Source organism: Ligilactobacillus saerimneri DSM 16049 (assembly GCF_000423265.1).
Lineage (GTDB): Bacteria > Bacillota > Bacilli > Lactobacillales > Lactobacillaceae > Ligilactobacillus > Ligilactobacillus saerimneri.
In genome coordinates, this window is sequence record NZ_AUHQ01000012.1 from 30,791 (window position 1) to 49,552 (window position 18,762).

At 44.4% G+C, this 18,762-nt stretch carries 14 protein-coding genes; 9 read left to right on the plus strand and 5 right to left on the minus strand.

Translation table 11 applies throughout. The annotated features are described in order from the left end of the window. Nucleotides 1–18: 18 nt before the first annotated feature. On the minus strand, nucleotides 19–177 hold the full coding sequence (locus tag G541_RS10790) for an ArsR/SmtB family transcription factor (RefSeq protein ID WP_202805141.1): 159 nt from the start codon (nucleotides 175–177) through the stop codon (nucleotides 19–21). Nucleotides 178–349: 172 nt separating this feature from the next. Continuing rightward, on the minus strand, nucleotides 350–2,545 hold the full coding sequence (speC, locus tag G541_RS0104455) for an ornithine decarboxylase (RefSeq protein ID WP_009553942.1): 2,196 nt from the start codon (nucleotides 2,543–2,545) through the stop codon (nucleotides 350–352). Between the two features lie 639 nt (nucleotides 2,546–3,184). Here speC and G541_RS0104460 point away from each other — a divergent pair. Continuing rightward, nucleotides 3,185–4,150, plus strand: coding sequence for a ribose-phosphate diphosphokinase (locus G541_RS0104460; protein WP_009553941.1), 966 nt, complete (start codon nucleotides 3,185–3,187; stop codon nucleotides 4,148–4,150). 63 nt (nucleotides 4,151–4,213) lie between these two features. Here G541_RS0104460 and G541_RS0104465 read toward each other — a convergent pair whose 3' ends face one another. The 3 genes from G541_RS0104465 to G541_RS0104475 are packed head-to-tail and all read right to left on the minus strand — an operon-like array spanning nucleotide 4,214 to nucleotide 6,472. Then, the gene (locus tag G541_RS0104465) at nucleotides 4,214–4,885 is read right to left on the minus strand and encodes an ABC transporter ATP-binding protein (protein ID WP_009553940.1); all 672 of its coding nucleotides are present in this window, start codon (nucleotides 4,883–4,885) and stop codon (nucleotides 4,214–4,216) included. A 4-nt stretch (nucleotides 4,886–4,889) separates the two neighbouring features. Beyond that, nucleotides 4,890–5,951 carry an ABC transporter permease gene (locus tag G541_RS0104470; protein WP_027826631.1) on the minus strand — a complete coding sequence of 354 codons (1,062 nt, stop codon included), beginning with the start codon at nucleotides 5,949–5,951 and terminating at the stop codon, nucleotides 4,890–4,892. Nucleotides 5,952–5,953: 2 nt separating this feature from the next. Further along, complete coding sequence (locus tag G541_RS0104475) at nucleotides 5,954–6,472, minus strand: TetR/AcrR family transcriptional regulator (protein WP_027826632.1); 519 nt, start codon at nucleotides 6,470–6,472, stop codon at nucleotides 5,954–5,956. A 168-nt stretch (nucleotides 6,473–6,640) separates the two neighbouring features. Between G541_RS0104475 and G541_RS10615 the strand changes: the two genes are divergently transcribed. The 8 genes from G541_RS10615 to G541_RS10535 all read left to right on the plus strand — a co-directional run bounded on the left by G541_RS10615 (nucleotide 6,641) and on the right by G541_RS10535 (nucleotide 18,575). Continuing rightward, nucleotides 6,641–6,880: an NAD(P)H-binding protein gene (locus G541_RS10615; RefSeq protein ID WP_051174558.1), complete on the plus strand. Its 240-nt coding sequence runs from the start codon at nucleotides 6,641–6,643 to the stop codon at nucleotides 6,878–6,880. 24 nt (nucleotides 6,881–6,904) lie between these two features. Continuing rightward, nucleotides 6,905–7,456, plus strand: coding sequence for an SDR family NAD(P)-dependent oxidoreductase (locus tag G541_RS10165; protein WP_235806345.1), 552 nt, complete (start codon nucleotides 6,905–6,907; stop codon nucleotides 7,454–7,456). 79 nt (nucleotides 7,457–7,535) lie between these two features. After that, nucleotides 7,536–8,852, plus strand: coding sequence for a C1 family peptidase (locus tag G541_RS0104490; RefSeq protein ID WP_027826633.1), 1,317 nt, complete (start codon nucleotides 7,536–7,538; stop codon nucleotides 8,850–8,852). A 497-nt stretch (nucleotides 8,853–9,349) separates the two neighbouring features. Continuing rightward, the gene (locus tag G541_RS0104495) at nucleotides 9,350–10,024 is read left to right on the plus strand and encodes a type 1 glutamine amidotransferase (RefSeq protein ID WP_027826634.1); all 675 of its coding nucleotides are present in this window, start codon (nucleotides 9,350–9,352) and stop codon (nucleotides 10,022–10,024) included. 103 nt (nucleotides 10,025–10,127) lie between these two features. Then, entirely contained in the window at nucleotides 10,128–13,772 is a 3,645-nt protein-coding gene (locus tag G541_RS0104500; protein WP_027826635.1) for a PD-(D/E)XK nuclease family protein, read from the plus strand. Continuing rightward, complete coding sequence (gene addA, locus G541_RS0104505) at nucleotides 13,759–17,568, plus strand: helicase-exonuclease AddAB subunit AddA (RefSeq protein ID WP_027826636.1); 3,810 nt, start codon at nucleotides 13,759–13,761, stop codon at nucleotides 17,566–17,568. The genes G541_RS0104500 and addA overlap by 14 nt, the downstream gene beginning before the upstream one ends. Nucleotides 17,569–17,621: 53 nt before the next feature. Beyond that, nucleotides 17,622–18,299, plus strand: a complete 678-nt coding sequence (locus tag G541_RS0104510; RefSeq protein ID WP_027826637.1) for a class A sortase — start codon at nucleotides 17,622–17,624, stop codon at nucleotides 18,297–18,299. A 126-nt stretch (nucleotides 18,300–18,425) separates the two neighbouring features. Next, the gene (locus G541_RS10535) at nucleotides 18,426–18,575 is read left to right on the plus strand and encodes a hypothetical protein (protein ID WP_009553931.1); all 150 of its coding nucleotides are present in this window, start codon (nucleotides 18,426–18,428) and stop codon (nucleotides 18,573–18,575) included. The last annotated feature ends 187 nt before the right edge of the window (nucleotides 18,576–18,762 follow it).

Consider the following 18,762-nt stretch of genomic DNA (forward strand, 5'->3'; position numbering starts at 1 on the left):
AGCGCTTATGAGCGAATATTACGGATCATTAATTATCCCTGCTTCCTGTAAGATTTTAAGGTGGTAGGAACGGTTTGACTTACTCATGTTTAGGGAGACTTTAATTTCACCACATGAGTGAGCTCCCTGATGGTGGTAGAGATAACGGATGATTTCAATCCGTTTAACTTCTGCCAGTGCTTAAAAATTTTGACGCGATATTGGTCTTGTTTTAATAGTTCAATAGTCATGGAACTATCATGGGATAAAACTTACTTATTGACAATCAAGTTAAAAAAGAAAAATTGTGCAACAAAAAAACCGGCATAACGCCGGTTTTTTCCTGCCTGTTAATCAGGCAATGCAGTTATTAGTTGTTGTAACGATCATCGTTCTTAGCAACTTCTGCATCGTAAACTTCACCGTAAGCAACAACCTTGTCGCCTTCTTGCTTGAAGTATACACCTTGGATTTCTGGAGCGAATCCAGGGAAGTTGTTGATACCATCTTGTAAGATAGTGAAGTACTTAACAGCAGTTTCTGACCACTTTTCACCTGGTGCTACACAGAATACTCCTGGAGGGTATGGAAGAGCACCTTCGAGGGCGATTTCGCCTTCGATCTTGTTCAATGGAACAAGCTTGTTGTGGTTGCGGATGAATTCTTGACGAGCTTCGTATGGAAGCATACCTTGTTCTGGGAAGAATTCACGTAAGAAGAGACGCTTCTGGTATGTGAACGTGTTGTTGTTCTTGTAGAAGTCGTGCAATTCTTGGCAAAGTTCACGGATAGTGTAGCCATTGTAACGTTCTTCGTTAGCAGCGTAGATTGAAGGAAGAACTTGCTTCAATGGAGCATCTTCTTCGATCAAGCGTTGTAATTGAAGAAGTTGAGTGATCAGGTTGTTCATCTTAGCTGGAGTTTCAGCTGGAGTCATCAAGAACAAGATAGAGTTCAAGTCAGACTTTTCAGGGATGATACCGTGGTCACGTAAGTAGTTAGCAACGATAGTAGCTGGAACACCGAAGTCTTCGTAGTCACCAGTTTCTGGGTTGATACCAGGTGTAGTTAACATGAACTTGTTTGGATCAACGTAGTATTGGTTGTCGCCGTAGCCTTCGTAAGCATGCCACTTAGCACCCTTTTCAAAGCGCCAGTAGTCAATGTTGTTAGCCATATCTTCAGTGTCGCCATCTTCCCACTTCTTGCCGTTAACAACAGGTGGAACGAATGGACGGAACATTGAACCAGCCTTGATCAACTTCTTACGAGCTTCAATGGTAGTAATCAGAAGGTCATGCCATAACTTGCGACCTGCTTCGCCTTCTTGCATAGCAGCGTTAACGTCTAATGCTGCATACATTGGGTAGAATGGTGAAGTAGACATGAACAAGTTGAAGGAGTTGTTAAAGTGCTTGTGGTCACAGTAACGTAATTGACCCTTGATGTGGCTATCCTTCTTGTGGATTTGTGAAGTTTGTGAGAAGCCGGCTTGTTGCTTGTGAACTGATTGAACAACAATGATACCAGGATCTTCTGGACCAAGGTCATCAATCAATAATGGTGAAGAGTTACGCATCATAGGAATGAATTGTTCGTAACCTACCCAAGCAGAGTCGAATTCGATGTAATCACAAAGGTGACCGATACGCTTTACAACTTCGTGTGCGTTGTAGATAGTACCATCGTAAGTACCTAATTGGATAACAGCCAGACGGAATGGACGCTTCCACTTAGCACGTTCTGGGTCAACCTTAGCTGCCAGTTCACGGATCTTCTTTTCATCGAAGTCGCTGTCGTAGATACCACCGATGAAGCCGTATGGGTTACGGTTTGTTTGGAGGTAAACAGGACGGCCACCAGCCATAGCTAAAGCTGAGTTGTAAACGGACTTGTGGTTGTTCCGGTCGAACAATACCAAGTCGCCGTTAGAAACTAAAGCAGATGTTACAGTGTTGTTAGCGTTGGAAGAACCACCTAAAACGAAGTAAGTCTTGTCAGCGTTGTAAACACGTGCAGCATGCTTTTCAGCAGCAACAGCAGGACCTTCGTGGATCAGCAAGTCACCCAAGGCAACGTCAGCGTTACATAAGTCTGCACGGAAGACAGTTTCGCCGAAGAAGTCGTAGAATTCACGACCAGCTGGGTGCTTTCTGTAGTATTGACCACCTTGGTGACCTGGGCAGTCGAATTGGATTAAACCACGGCTAACGTATTCTTTCAATGACTTGAAGAATGGTGGTAAAATGCTGTCTTCGTAGTTGTTAACAGCAGTTTCGATTTCACGAGCGTTAACAGTAGCATCAAATTTGTTTTCCAAATCAATGATGTGGAAAATCTTCTTCAGCTCATCAGCACTGATAGCTTGGGCATCCTTAGTTACGGCAAAAACAGGAATACCAAACTTAGTTGCATCAGCAGCGTCGATGACATCTGTTTCGTAATCCATTGCGATAACAGCACCGACATCAGTAAAATCAGAGCCTACAGCATCGACAACAACGCGGTCAGTATCGAAATATTGACGCGCTTCTTGAGTCGAAGCAATTTTAAGAGAAGAACTCATCATAAAACCTCCTAAAAATATGTAAATCCGTAATTACAACACACTATGTGATGTAACCGAATTCAACTTGAATACATAATCTAGTATAAACCATTATTGATTTTAATCAAGGCGGAATCATCCTTATTTTTCTTTAAAAGAATAAAAAAATAGAACTAAAAATTAATGGGAACAAACGCCGTCGTATAAGTAAAGGTAACGGTTACTTTAAAAGTGAAAAAGGGAATGTTTGCAACTGAGACAATAATGAGAATGTGTATAAAAAGGCGGATGCGAATTATTGCGGAACTAGGGGGCTTTGTGGATCAAATATAACTAATTACTGTTTATATATGAAATATTAATCTTTTTCGATTTAAATAAGAAAGTTGTAAAGCGAAATGTTTGTAATTTACCCGTCTAAAGTGGCTTGAACGGGAAGGGGACAACTTAGGTATGTTCATATTATATAATCATAATCTGTTATTAATAGTTAAATAATTACTATATTTCAATGAGAAAGGTGCTAATTTGCCCCCCAATGAATTTTAAATTATTTTTACCAGATGATTTTTATCGGATAACTTCATGGAAAGATAGTTACTAATCAATCGTTTTACCCTATAATAGGGACAGTAGGATTATATATTGGAGGGCATTATGGAAAATAATACTGCTAGTTTAAAACTGTTTGCATTGAACTCAAATCCAGAATTATCACAAAAGATTGCTACCGAATTGGGAGCAGATCTATGCAGTGCTTCAGTTAAGCATTTTAGCGATGGTGAAATTCAAATCAACATTGATGAAAGTGTCCGGGGAGCGGATGTCTTCGTTGTGCAATCAATTTCTGACCCAGTTAATGAAAACTTCATGGAATTGATGATTATGATCGATGCTTTGCGGCGCGCAAGTGCTGAAACAATTAATGTTGTGATTCCTTATTATGGATATGCACGGGCAGACCGGAAAGCGCGTGCACGGGAACCGATCACCGCTAAGATGGTGGCTAATTTCATTCAAACAGCAGGTGCTGATCGGGTAGTTTCTATGGATTTGCATGCTGGTCAGCTCCAAGGCTTCTTCAATATTCCAGTCGACCACTTGCTGGCAATTTTTACCCAAGTGGATTATTTCAAGAAGATTGGTCTCGACAAGGATGTTGTGGTGATTGCGCCAGATCATAGCAGTGCCAAGAAAGCACGGAACATGGCCCAACTACTCAAAGCACCAATTGCAATCATTGATAAGCGGGATGAGAATTCTCTGGAAACAATTCATGATCAGACGGTTATTGGCAACGTTGCCGGTAAGAACTGCATCATCCTGGATGATATGATTGATACCGGTGTTCGGATGACAGATGCGGCCAAAGCATTGAAGATGGCTAATGCCAAGGATATCTATGCCTGCGCAACACACGCTGTTTTCTCTGGCAAAGCTGTAGAAAGCTTGCGTGATTCTGATATCAAGCAAGTGATTGTGACAGACACGATTGCTATTCCGGAAGAAAAGCAATTCGCTCAACTCAAGGTGTTATCCGTAGCACCAGTATTTGCTCAAGCAATTTCGCTGATTTACCATAATCAGTCGGTCGATAGTCTATTTGAACAACACGAAATTTAATTCTTGCGATAAATATAGCAAAGCGGGAAGCACACGAAAAAAATGTGCTCCCCGCTTTTTTGTTTATCGGGTAATTGTTAATTTTCCATCATTCAATGTATAAATTTTATCGGCAAAATCTTTGAGGCGCAGGTCGTGAGTTACCACTACTACTGCCTTGTGTTGCTGATGTACAACGGCCTGTAAAAGTTGACCCGTTTCACGTACCCGTGGACTGTCAAGAGCAGCAGTTGGCTCATCAGCTAAAATGATTGCTGGATCGGCATATAATGCCCGTGCGATTGCTACCCGCTGTTTCTGCCCACCAGATAGCTGCTCCGGAAATTTATGCTTGAGCTCGGCAATGCCTAGTTGTTTCAACAAGCGATCCAGTTCTTGTGGCGAAAGATTCCCTTTTTTGACTCGGTCAACTAGAGCAAACTGATCAGCGACATCAAGGTAAGGCACTAAGCTGGATGACTGGAGAACAAAGCCAATTTTATTCAGGCGAACTTGTTCCCGCTGTTGGGGAGTTAACTGATCGATTTGCTGGTCTGCGATGCTTACTGTACCTGTGGACGGTGTTTGCAGACCACCGGCAATCGTTAAAAAGGTACTCTTGCCGGAACCAGAGGGACCTAAGATAAGCACTAGTTCACCATATTCAGCTTGAAAATCAAGATCTTTTAGCACATGAACACGTGCGGACCCAGACCCAAAAAACTTATTGATATTGTGTAAATGAATTGCTGTCATAAAATTAACCTCCAATTACTGTGATTGGATCGACTTTAGCTATTACACGACCAGGGATCAGTGCCCCAAGGAAGGCCATTAAGAGCAGCCCCAGTGCCCCTAAACCTAGTAGGGGGAGGTCAAATGACACGGGGACACCAGCTGGTAAAGCCAAATCTGTTCCGTATGTTAAAAGGGTTCCGATAACAAGTCCGATTACAGTGAGCAAACCAGCCTGCAATAAAGTGGCAGTAACCAGCAAGCGGGCAGGAATCCCTTGAGCTCGGAGAACCGCATAGTTGGGTAACTTTTGCATTGTAATAATGTATAGAAAAACAGCGATGATAATGAGTGAGATCACTAGTAAAAAACCAATCATAAAAATGAAGGTGCTATTTTGAGCCGCATATCCCGGTAATTTTGCAATGAAGTCAGCAACAGGGTATGTTTTCGAGTTGGCAGATGGAGCCGGGAGGTTTTTGTGGGAACTAACTAGTGCACTGCCACCAAAAGTTGCTGGTAATTGGCGAATATTAGCCCACGCAGCAATGTTTCCGTAAATGACGGGTGTAACACTCATCTTAGCGTTATGAGTAAAGCCAACAATAGTATATTTTTGTGGATCAGAGTTAAAGGTAAACTGGTCGCCAATTTTCAGACCTTTATCTGCCAGGCTATCATCGACCACTAGCTGGTATTTTCCACGCAGCTGGTGACCAGTAGTGATCTTTATCTGGGAGGCAAGAGCTTGATTAGGATTGATCCCGATAAAAGTTCCAGAGATATTGGCATGGTGCGGACGTTTAGCAACAATGGTTGCCTGACCGATAACAGATACCTGGTGATTTTGTGTTCCTTTAGCGACTTCTTGGTTAGTTAGAAGGGATTGACGTAGGTTGGTATCAGCATCTTTGTTGAGGACAATCTTTTTGATTTGCCATGAATCAATGGCAGCGGTATTTTGGTTGGCTAAACCAGAAGCCAGACCGGTTAAAATGAAAATCATATAAGAAATTAGGGCAATCATTGCAATAACGAGCCCATACCGGAGTTTTTCGTGGCGTAATTCTTTTAATGCTAAAAACATAGTCAATCCTCCTCTGAAAATAAGTGCTTTAAGGCTGTATTAAGTCGGGTCAAAATCAACGCTTGAGTGGCAGAATCCGATGTGGCAATAGCCTCGCGCAGGGCTGCATGGCTCAGGGTAGCAGCAGCCCATGTTTTTGCATCAGAATCTAGTGGTACTGATGTGGAGACATTTTGTTCATTAAATAAAAGATGGTTCTTGATAAATAAAAAGTATTCACTAGCTACCGCTTGTTCAAGGAAGGAGCGGGTAAAGTTAGTATAGGTGGCAGCCGAGTGTGCAACTGGCGGAGCAGGAATGGCGCGATGAATTGTTTGGATTGCTAGTTGGTAAACAAAGTGATAAGCATCATTTAAATCAGTGAAATATTTATAAAAAGCCCCGCGCGCGATCGCAGCCTCTTTAACGATGGGGGCTACTTGAGCATCGGCCAGGGGATGGTGCGAGAACTCTGTGACCAGAGCATGGATGATCCGGTCCTTTTTCGGTGTGGGTAGGTTTAAAAAAGTCGAACTAGGCATAATTCTCTCCTGTATTCTTTAGCATCTATGTGACACGATGTCACTTTTAAAATCAAGAATAACACAAAGTGACACGGTGTCAACTAAAATGTGGGAGGGTTGACAAAAAGTAAGTGTTCTTATGATATATGCATGTGCATACAAATTAATAATCAGGAGGAAACTATTATGAAGAAAATTCTAGTTTTAGGGGCCGCTGGACAAATTGCGCGTCAATTTAGTCAACGGCTATTGGCCGGAACGGACATGGAACTTGTCTTATATGGGCGGAATATCAGTACCCGTCTGGCTGCGTTAAAAGGAGACCAGGTTAGCCTGGTTGATGGGACTTTCCAAGACCAAAAGGCACTAATGCAGGCCTTGCAAGGCGTTGACTTAGTTTATCTAAATGCGATGTCTGATGCTTAGGCAACTCAAACAATCATTAGCGCGATGAAGCAGGTAGGAGTTACCCACCTGATCGGGGCTACAATTGCGGGGACAGAAGGAGAAGTACCTCAACCACTGGTAGGCTGGACCGAAGCTAATTTACCGGCTGCTTATATTGCTTCAATCTCAGGCACAGTGACCGGGCCAGGACAAGCTATCTATTCGGTAACTAAAGCGGCTGTCATCATGATGAGTGAGGCGTTGGCTGATGAGGTAGCACCGTTTGGGATCCAGGTAACTGCTGTTGGTCCTAGCGGAGTGCGCACTGACTTTTTGGATGACCGTTCGATGAAACGGCCCCAAAAGCAACTGCCAGAATACCAGGTGGTACGGCAAACAATGGCCGGCTTGGCCCAACTCAATCACAACCAAAGTGGGGACCCCGAATTGGTCGGCCAGGCAATCATTACCCTGGCTCAAATGGAAGAAATGCCGCGGCGACTGTATCTGGGCAACTGGTCTTTAGGCGCCCTCCAGCAAAAAATCGGAACGTTGGTAGAAGAAATTAACCGTAACGTTGCTTTGAGTCAAAGTATTGACTGGCCAGTAGAATAAAAAGTTTCCTCCTTGATTTGTGGTATAATCGAACAAAATTAGCGGAAGTGGTGAAAGAATGGAAAATGAATCAATGCCAGTGTCAGCTCAGATCACAGCTGCAGACCTAGCACGGTACGAACAGGAATTAGCCGCGTATCCGGGAGCAGAGCCGTTGGCCAGAGCAGTTCAAAACACTGGAGTGGTCGAAGCTAGCAAGAATTTTGCGGCTAAGCAACATCTGGACCATGTCTTTTCAGTTGAAGTTAAGACTGGCAAGGTTACCAACCAGAAGCAATCAGGACGTTGCTGGTTGTTTGCAACCCTGAATACGTTGCGTCATCAGTTAGTACAAGAGTTAAAATTGAAAGATTTCGAGTTTTCTCAAAACTACAATGCTTTCTATGATCGCCTTGAAAAGGCTAATGCATTTTATGAACGGATCATTGCTACAGCCGACCGTCCCCTTAACGATCGGTTAGTCCAGTGGAACCTGAGCTGGAATGACAGTGACGGCGGGCAGTGGTCCAATGCGGTAGCATTGATTGAAAAGTACGGACTGGTGCCCAAGAGTGCGATGGAAGAAACTTTTACCAGCTCTAACACTGCCGGGTTAAATACAACCCTGCAATGGAAGCTGCGGCGCGATGCCATGTTTTTACGGCGAATGATAGCTGCCGGTCAAACTCCGGCTGCAGTTGCTGAACAAAAACAGGCCTTTTTGAGTGAGGTTTACCGGATGTTAGTTTTTGCCTTTGGTAAACCAGTTGAAAAATTTGATTTCGAATACCGGGACAAGGATAACAACTACCACATTGTGCGGAACCTAACTCCACAGGAATTCTATGCCAAGTACATCAAAGTTGACTTTAATGATTATGTTTGTTTGACAGACGCACCGGACCACGAGTTAGGTAAGGTATATTCTCTTCCAAGCCAAGATTATATTGCTGGTGGTCGGACGAACCAATTCGTAATTGTGGATACAGCAGCGTTAAAGCAGGCGACAATTGTGCAGCTACAAGCGGGTGAGACAGCTTGGTTTGGATGTGATGTGGGCGCGGATTCTGACCGTAAGGCCGGGATTTTAGACCCAGATTTCTTCAAGCAAGATGAACTCTTTGGGGTGGATTTGAGTTTCTCCAAACAGGATCGGCTCGCCAGCGGGCAGGGGGAAGTTTCCCATGCAATGACGATGACAGGCGTTGATCTGGTTGAAGGTCAACCAACGAAATGGAAAGTTGAAAACTCGTGGGGTGACAAGCCTGGGCAAGCGGGATATTTCATTATGACTGATAAATGGTTTGATAATTATATGTATGAAGTGATCATCAACAAGAAGTACCTGACCCCGGCACAAAAGGAATTGTTGCACCAAGAACCTATTCCATTGGCACCTTGGGACTCATTGAAATAGGCTGTTGGGTTAAGCACTGACAGGAAAATATGATGGATCTTTGCAACTAATATTGGTAAAGATCGACGGGGCTGGGAGAAAACTTTATTTTCTCTCAGCCTCGTTCTTTTTATATCCAGATTTTGCCAAAAAGGAATTTTATTTACCAACAGTTGAAATGAAGATTTGCTCTGGTAGCAATTATGACACGGCATATAGTAAAATATGCGCGTTTCACAAGAGAAGAACCCTGGTTTGAAGCCTTTTTGAAAAGCACATATTTTTTAATATATCGTGTCAGCTAGAAAAAGTAGGCGGAGAAAAGATAATGACTGCTTAAATTATTTGGACATGAAACCTAGCTTGTTTGCGAAAGGAAACATATTCTGCTGCCAAGATCCAGCTATAGTTATTTTTTGCTTGTCAACTATCTCTTGTATGCTTTATATTAAAAATAATTTCAGGTATTTGCAGGCGAAACCGGATAAACTTTGCCGTCGTTGGAAAGGAAAACTTACATGAGAGTTAATATTTTGCAGCATACGCCGAATGAAGGACCCGGGACTATTCAAGATTGGGCCCATGCACATGGACACGCAGTGTACATTTATCATCCGGCGACCTTTGGCCGGTTGCCTCAAGCAGACGAAACAGATATGCTAGTGATTTTGGGTAGTCCCCAAAGTCCCAACGATGATTTACCTTGGGTCAAGGCGGAGCGAGATTTGATTCGGGAACTATTGGTCCAAAATAAACCGCTCTTTGGCGCTTGTTTTGGGGCCCAACAGATTGCTTATACTCAGGGAGCCCGGGTACATGCGGCTCCACATAAAGAAGTTGGGTGGGCATCGGTCTATTTGCAAACTGACGTGATTCCGGGCTTGCCAGCAACGGTGGAAGTATTGCATTGGCACCAAGAAATGTTTGAAATTCCTACGGGAGCAAAGTTGCTATTCAGTAGTGATCTGGTTGCCAACCAGGGTTTCTTGTTGAAAGATAATGTAATTGGTCTACAATTTCATTTTGAACCAGCGCTGGATAATGTGCGCGAAATTGCCATTAACGATGCTACTTATCCAGATGACAATAATGATCTGCACCAAACGGCAGCAGAAATTATTGCTCATGGCGTTCCAGCGCAAAATCGACAAGTGATGTTCCAGTTATTAGACTACTTAGTGTCACAAAAATAACCCTTTAGGGGCTGACGGAGTGATCTTTTAGTGATCGCGCCGCAGCTCCTTTTTGTTTTCTGCTAAAATGAGTCATGGACAATTATGATTTGGAGGCAATAATATGGGGCTTACTTTTATTCTTGGCAATGCGTCACAAGACCACCAGCAGGAGTTGCTGGAGCAAATGCTGGCGCTTAAAGAAGCGGACCCACAAGGGAAGTTTTATTTTATCGTCCCTGATCACGTTAAGTTTGGGACAGAGGTTAAAATACTGGATATGCTACGGCAACAAGCAGGCGTTGAGCGGCAGGCGACATTTGCAACAAACCAGGTGCAAGTTTACTCATTCACCCGTTTAGCTTGGTATTTTCTCAAGGACCAACCAGTTTATCAGGTGCCCCGCTTGAGCCAGGCTGGGACCAACATGCTGGTGACCAAAATTTTGCAAGATAAAGGGGATGACCTGCGCCTATTTCGGGGTGAAAAAAATCAACCGGGGTTTGTGGCTAAACTGGTAACACAGATGAACGATTTGCGGGCTGCTAACATCAGTAGTACAGATCTTCAAGAGCTGATCCCGCAAGTAGCCCCAGATGTGGGCCAGCAAGCCGACCTCCAAGCAAAACTAACCGATTTGGCATTAGTATATCGAGAATATGAACATTATTTGCAAGGTAAATATACTGATAATGCAGCCGTTTTAACAGCTTTGGCAGCATATTTTACTCAGGCAGACCTGAGTCATACTTATTTTTTCCTTGATAAAGCTTACCGTTACAATGCTTTAGAAGAACAAGTGCTTCAAGTGCTGTTTCAACGAGCAGCGCAAGTGTTTGTGGCGCTTGTGTTAGATCAACCGTCCTCAAAGCTACCTGACCCTAGTTCCTTCTATCTACGGACAGGGCGGACATACTTCCGGCTTAACCAGTTGGCACGGGCAAAAGGAGTAGCCGTACGGAATTTAGCAGTTCAACAGCCTCGAATCACCGCACCAGGCCTCCTCGGACTGGAGGATTATTGGATAAAGAGTAATACGGGCCAAACCAATAACGCAGTGCATGATATTGGGACAGCTGTGCATGTAGTTCAAGCGGCGACCAAGGACGCCGAGGTGAGATTTGTTGCTAACAAGATTCACCAGATGGTAGCGCGTGAAGGTTACCATTATAACGATTTTGTGCTTTTGACGCCGGACCTGACAGCCTACCAAGAAGTCATCCAGCCACTATTACAGCAGGCACAGATTCCGGCCTTTATTGATGGTCGCCAAACAATGAGTAATCACCCGCTAGTGGAGTTGTTGACAGCTTTGTTTCAAATTAAGGAACACAACTATCAATACCAGGATATGATGCGGCTATTGAAGACAGAGTTGCTACTCCCCCGCGACCCAGATGCCGAAAATGAATATATGAGTCGGCATAAATTTAGGGAGCTTCTGGATATTACGGAGAATGCCATCCTTAAATATAATTTCAATGGTGCTCGTGACTGGTTACAAAAAGAGGACTGGAAGTTCTTTTATCGCAAGACAACGGCGGGACGGGAACAGTTTGCTAGTGAAAAGAAAGTTGAACATCAGATCAACTTTATCAGACATTATATTCAGCAGACACTACCGCCTTTCTTTAAACAGTTAGACCACGCCCAAACGGGGACCCAAGCGGCTAAATTACTAATCACGTTCTTAGTGGAAAACGGAGTAGTGGTTCAGCTACAAAAACTCCAAGAACAAGCCCACCAAGCAGGGGATGTAGTGGGAAGTTCCCGTCCCAAAGAAGTATGGCAAATGTTGATTAGAATGGTCGAAGAATATAACGAAGTTTTAGGAAAGCAGCCCTTTGTTGCCAACAACTTTCTTGAAATCCTGCAAAGTGGGTTTGAAGGAGCTAGCTACGGGCAAATTCCAGCTACGTTAGACCAGGTACTTGTGTCAGACGCATTGTTAGCCCAACTAAATGAACAAAAAGTGACTTTCATACTTGGGCTGTGTGAAGGGGTCATGCCAGAAATTATCAAACAAGACGACTTACTAACTGACCAAGATCGTGCCCTCTTAACCCCATTGCTAGCAGATAACCAGGTACTTAAACCAAGCAGTGAGTATGCGATGCTTGATCAAGCGTTTATTGCTTATTTGGCCTTTATGTCGGGCAACCAGCAATTGTATCTATCTTACCCCGCCAATATTGATGGTGAAAAAACAGTTAACCCATCGCCATATTTACGGCAGATCGTCACACACTTTACTTTACCAGTCCGGCAAGTAGCAACGATCCCACCCGTAACTACGGGGGCAATTGCTGACTATGTTGGCGCCCCCCGCTTGACTTTGACCAATTTAGCTGGGGTGACTCGGCACGCCCTCCAAGAAAATCAGCCGTTACCTGACCGCTGGCAGGCTGTTTATAATGTTTTAACCAAAGATCCACATTGGGCCAAACTAGCCCACAAGCTCTTAGGTGGGTTGACATACCACAATTCACCAGAACATTTGCAGCCAATAGTAGCTCAAGAGCTCTATGCTAGCAAACAAGACAATAAGTTGGTACTGAACACTTCTATTTCACAGCTAGAAGAATTCTACTCCAATCCTTATTCATACTTCTTGAAATATGGACTGCAACTGCAACCACGGGAAGTATTGGAAATGTCAACTACGATTCGGGGGACGATTTTCCATTTGGCATTGCAAGAGCTTTTTGACCGCCTAGCGCAGGCCGGCCAGACTTTGGCTGAGCTGAGTGCAACCGAATTTGACCGGATGATGACTGCGATTATGGATGACATTCAACACCGGGATGAATTCCGCATTTTGCAGAGTTCACACCGGATGCGGTACTTAGGGGATAAAATCCACGGGACAATTGCACATATGGGGTGGACGGTGCGCCAGTCCCGAACTAAGTCGCCAGTCAAAACAATTGGAACCGAAGTCGTGTATGGTCAATTAGGAGATACCAATAGTCGGCCAGGGCTACAATATGATTTTGCTGTGGAAAACCAGGCTGATTACCGCGTCAACGTACGGGGAAAAGTTGACCGCATCGATGAATTGGTGGCTAATAATAAACGCTACCGGACAATTATTGATTATAAATCTAGCGATAAACGGTTTAGCTATGGTAAAGCATATGCTGGTATTATGTTGCAATTATTAACATACTTAGCCTTTTTAGAGCGCGAAGCCCAAGCATTACCAGCAACCCAACGGTTTGAACCAGCCGGTGCTTTGTATATGCGGATCTTTAGTCCTAATTTGAATCAAGCTCAAGTTCTCAAGAAGAATAGTAGTCAGGAAATCTTTAAGCAACACAAATTAAACGGCTTGTTGGTCAACGACCAAGATTTCTTGTTGACTTTGGATCAGGATCTAGCGGGGGATGCGACTAAAGCTGCCAATTCCAGCATTTATCCAGTTAAACGAAAAAAAGCACGACAGGAAGGCGATTATCAGTTTGCCTCTAGCAGTCCGACTACCAATACTTTGTTGACACTTGACCAACTCAATCAGTTGGTGGCCCACGATGAGCACCTGATTGTAGCGGCTGCCCAAAGAATTTTTGCCGGAGATGTTAGTTTGGCTCCGGCGCGCTTTACTGACAATACAAGTGTGCTTGCATACTCTGATTACAAGGCGATTATGCAATTTGACGAGATGTTACCTGAGAATAACTATCGCTCAATTCCAGAATTGCGACTCCAAGAAGTCTTAGAGCTATTAAATAATGCACAGCAAGAGGGGGACAACAATGGCAGAAATTAATTTTACACCGGGACAAAAACAGGCAATCTTTGACCAGGGGCAAAACATCCTGGTGGCTGCCTCAGCTGGGTCTGGGAAGACCCGGGTTTTAGTCCAACGGGTGATCGAAAAGATTAAGCAAGGAACTGATATCGACCAGCTCTTAATCGTAACTTTTACCGAAGCAGCGGCCGCTGAAATGCGCGACCGAATTAAAAAGGCGCTCGAAAAAGAACTGCAAACAGCTACGCCAGCCGAAGTGCGCCGTTACCGGCAACAATTAGTGAAGCTAAATGTTGCTAATATCAGCACCATCGATGCTTTCTGTTTGCAAATCATCCGTCGCTACTACTATGTTATCAACCTTGATCCGGGCTTCAGGATGTTGACGGACACGGCTGAACAGACCATGTTAATGGAAAATGTGTGGGAAGACGTGCGTGAGCAGTATTATCAAGCCTATTATCAAGGGCAGGACACACCTGAATCCGACTGTGCGTCCTTCAAAGAATTAGCCGATAATTTTACCAATGACCGTGATGACGAAGGTCTGACAACGATTGTATTGCGGGCTTATCGGCAATCGTTATCCTTACCACACCCCCAGGAATGGCTCCAAAAGTTGGGCCAGGCCTACCGGGTCCCTGAAGCAGGTTTAGGCCAGATGGAACTATTTCGGCAGGGGATCATTCCTTTGGTACAACAGGAATTAGAGCAACAAGCTAGCAATTTGACCTTGGCACAGACAATTGCTGAAAACAATGGTTTTGACAAAGCAGCTGCTAAGATTGCCGATGATCAAGCTCACTTACGCCAAGTTCTGGCTGCTTTGGCCGCTTCGGACCCAGAGTATGCCACCATTCAAGCACTCTTGGCCTTTACATTCACTAAGAAATATTATGGTCGGAACCTTGATCCTGTGGCAACCCAAGAGAAGGAACGGATCAAGGCACTGATTGACGATGTTAAAAAAACCCTCAAAAATCTCAGTACCCGGTGGTTTGGGGAAGACGAACAAGCCGTTCGGCAAACCTTACATGCTTGCTACCGCTTAGCTAATAAACTGGCAGAAGTGACCCTGCGATTTATGGATGCATATGCCCAAGAGAAAAGGCGGCGCCACCTGTTAGAGTTTAATGATTTGGAACATTTAAGCTTACAAATCTTACAGAATGAAGACGTGCAAACCAGTATGCGTAACCAGTTTGCGGAAATCATGATCGATGAGTATCAGGATACTAACCACCTCCAGGAAGCAATCCTGACGAGCTTTGCCCGAACTAAACCCGGCAACCTTTTCATGGTTGGGGATGTTAAGCAGTCAATTTATGGTTTTCGTTCTGCTGAACCCCAGCTCTTTTTGGATAAATACCACCGCTATGCCCAGACTGACAATGACGATGAACGGGTGATCCTAGCTGAGAACTTCCGGTCAGTACAAAATGTAGCAGACTTTACCAATTTGATTTTTAGTCAGCTGATGGACCAACAAGTGGGGGAAATGGACTATGACACTAATGCACAGTTAAAGTTTGGGGCGAAATATTATCCTCAAACCCAACCTGAGGCGCTCCCTGCCGATGTGGCGGACCTCCAAGCCGAAATCCTGCTCTATTGTGAACAGGATGGAGCGACAGAAGAACCTGTTCCGGATAAGGTGACGGGGCAAGTGCAATTATTGATTGCCAAGATTCAAGAATTGTGTGATGGTAGCCACCGGATTTTTGACCGAAAGACAGGTGAGATGCGACCGATTACTTATAGTGATATCGCTATTTTGACGCGGACGCGTAGCAACAACAATACACTCATGGATTACTTCAGTCGTGCTGGTATTCCTTTATATGTCAATGATGCGGCTAACTATTTCCAGACAACCGAGATCAGAATCATGGTTTCATTGCTAAAAATCATTGATAACCCCCGACAGGATATCCCATTAGTAGCAGTTTTACGTTCGCCAATTGTGGGCCTCAAGGAAAATGACTTAGCTCGGATCAGACTGACCCAAAGAGATAGTGATTATTACACGGCATTAACTAAGTATTGGCAAACTCACGATGAGCTACACCGCGAGTTGTGGGAGCGTGTCGACCAGTTTATGCGACAACTGATCGCCTGGCGTGATCTCGCCCGCCAGCAGGCGATTGCTGATCTAATCTGGGATATCTATGATCAGACAGGCTTTATTGATTATGTAGCCGGGATGCCTGGGGGACCCCAACGCCAAGCCAACCTGCATGCGCTGTATGACCGTGCGGCAGCTTATGAAAAGACATCATTTAAAGGACTTTTTCAATTTATTCGCTTTGTTGAACGGATGGAAGAAAATAATGATGATCTTAACGCGGCAACCACACAGAGCGTTGGCAATACGGTAACAGTGATGACTATTCACGGGAGTAAAGGGCTAGAGTTTCCGATTGTAGTCCTTTTCGATGCTACCCATCAATTTAACCTCACGGATGAGCGCCAAAGTGTGATCTTTACCCCAACCGAAGGTGCTGGTTTAACTTATGTACAACCATTAACTGATCCTGAGATTCCAGGCGTTGCCAACACGGCCACCATCAAGAGTGACTCCCTGGTTAAACTATTAGCGCAGAATAGGATTGCACGGAAAAACCGGGCTGAGGCGATGCGGCTCCTTTATGTAGCGTTGACGCGGGCTGAGCAGAAGTTGCTTATCATCGGAGCGTATGACAAACAAGATAAAGTGCTCACAAAATGGCAGGGGGCAGCGATGACCGACGCACTGGTCTTGCCAGCCGGCGCACGGGCAGCCCAAACATCTTTGATGGATTGGCTAGGAATGTGCCTAATTCGGAGCCATAAGTTTGGTTACCCACTTGATACGAACTTGCCTGAGCCGACATTTATTCAAGCTAGTGGGGCGGATTTCAGTGTTCGGTTTATTGGACCAGATCAGTTACCTCAGATTGAACATGAGCAGCCGACGGATGTTGATCAATGGTTGACAACTCAAACTGAGGCGGGGCAAGAGCATGTCAGCCCTGAGATGTTAAAAGAGATGGCGGCAGTCTTGAACCACCACTACGATCAACTTGATTTGACACGGACCACCGCCTTTCAGTCGGTATCAGATATTCGGCGCCTATTTGAAGATCCAGATACTGAGCGGATGGGACGACTGCAAAACCTTGATGGAGCTAAAAATGGGCAAGTTAATCGGTATTTGGACAATGAATTTTCATTGCCATCATTTATGCCAACAATGACCAAACCGGTATCGGCAGCCCAAATCGGGACTGCAACTCACTTGTTGTTCCAAAAAATGGATCTGCACCAGGAGGTAACCAAGGACCGGGTCCAAGCAATGTGTGAGCAGTTAGTCCAGGATAATCTGCTTAGTCAAGAAGTTGCTGCTCGGATTAACCTTGATGGGATCGTTAACTTCTATCAAACCCCGGTGGGCCAGTTGGTTCTAGCCCATCCAGACCAAGTTTTCCGTGAGGTTCCGTTCTCGCTAGTAATCCAACCCGAAAAACTCTTTGCCATCACGGCAACGGCTAGCAAGCCGATCCTGGTTCACGGGATCATTGACGGGTATGTCGACACTGGGGACGAAGTGGTGATTTTTGACTACAAGACGAACCATCCATTTGGACATATGGCAGCCACTAGCCACGCAGGAGCAGTTGCTGGCGAAGATGCCCAGGCCTTTAGCGAGCGAATGAAGCGGGAATACCAGGGGCAACTTAACCTTTATCAACTGGCTTTACAACAAATGGTAGCTGCACCGGTAACCCACAAGTACCTCTATTTGACGCAGACAGGCGAAACAGTAGAGGTGTAGCGAGGGGGCAAAACATGCTAGAATGAAATTAATATTTTTAAGGAGGTAGCGAAGTGGCAGCTAAGAAAAGTCACAAAAGTTGGCTCTATCGGGTTTTGGCGTTGCTTTTGGTGGTTATTGGGTTGGCCTTAGTTTTTAACGAACAGATCAAAACCATGGCGATTGGGCACATGGAAAAGTCTGCCTTAACAACCAAAATTTATAGTCCCAAGACACAAAAGGGAAATTTTGACTTTGCGACGGTTAAGGCCGTAGACAATCGCGAAGTGGTCAAAGCATCAATGGCTAAACAAAAAGCGATTGGGAAGGTGGCTATTCCTGCAGTCGGGCTGAAATTGCCGATCTTTTATGGTTTAGAAAATAGTAACTTAATTCGTGGAGCTGGGACAATGAAGGCTGACCAGCAGCTGGGGGCAGCTAATAACTATGCTTTGGCTGGACACCACATGAAGAACGATAAGATCTTGTTTGGACCCTTGGCCCGGGTACAAAAAGGAGATAAGATCTATCTGACTGATGGGCAAAAGGTCTACACTTATACGGTTACTGTGCGCCAAAAAATCAATGAAACAGAAGTCTACTGGGTGGATAATGTGGGGCAGCAAAAGTTAGTAACATTATTCACCTGTGCTTCAGGAGAACCTGGGGAGACTAACCGGATCGTTGTGCGGGGCGAACTAACACAAACTTCTCCAGCCACCAGCAATAATTTAAAGATATTTAACCGTTAAAAAAGTAAGACCACCATTGCAGGTAACAGCTCAGGTGGTCTCTTTTTTAGTCTAGACCTTGAAAAACTGCGGTTTTAAGTATAAAATGATAAAATGCATGAATAAATGAAGGGAGGTTTTCCTGTTATGCGTCATGATTCAACAAACGTCCATGTTGGCGTAGGTAACGACCGTCGTCCGGTTAACGCTAAAAACATCAAGAAGCGTCGTGCTCAACACCAAGCAGTTCTTGCTTTCTTAAAGGAACGCGAAGCACTTGACAAGGCTAGCAAGTAAGAAGTAGAGCAATCGTAATTACGATCGTTTGCAAATATTCGAATATTTAAAGGCTCCACATAAGACTGCTGTGTTTTGTGTGGATTTTTTATTATTTGGTAGATTGCAATAAATAACTTGAACAAATTTAATGACGCAGATTAAGCAAAAAGATCTCAATTGGAGTTCGCCAGTTCAAACATTTGAG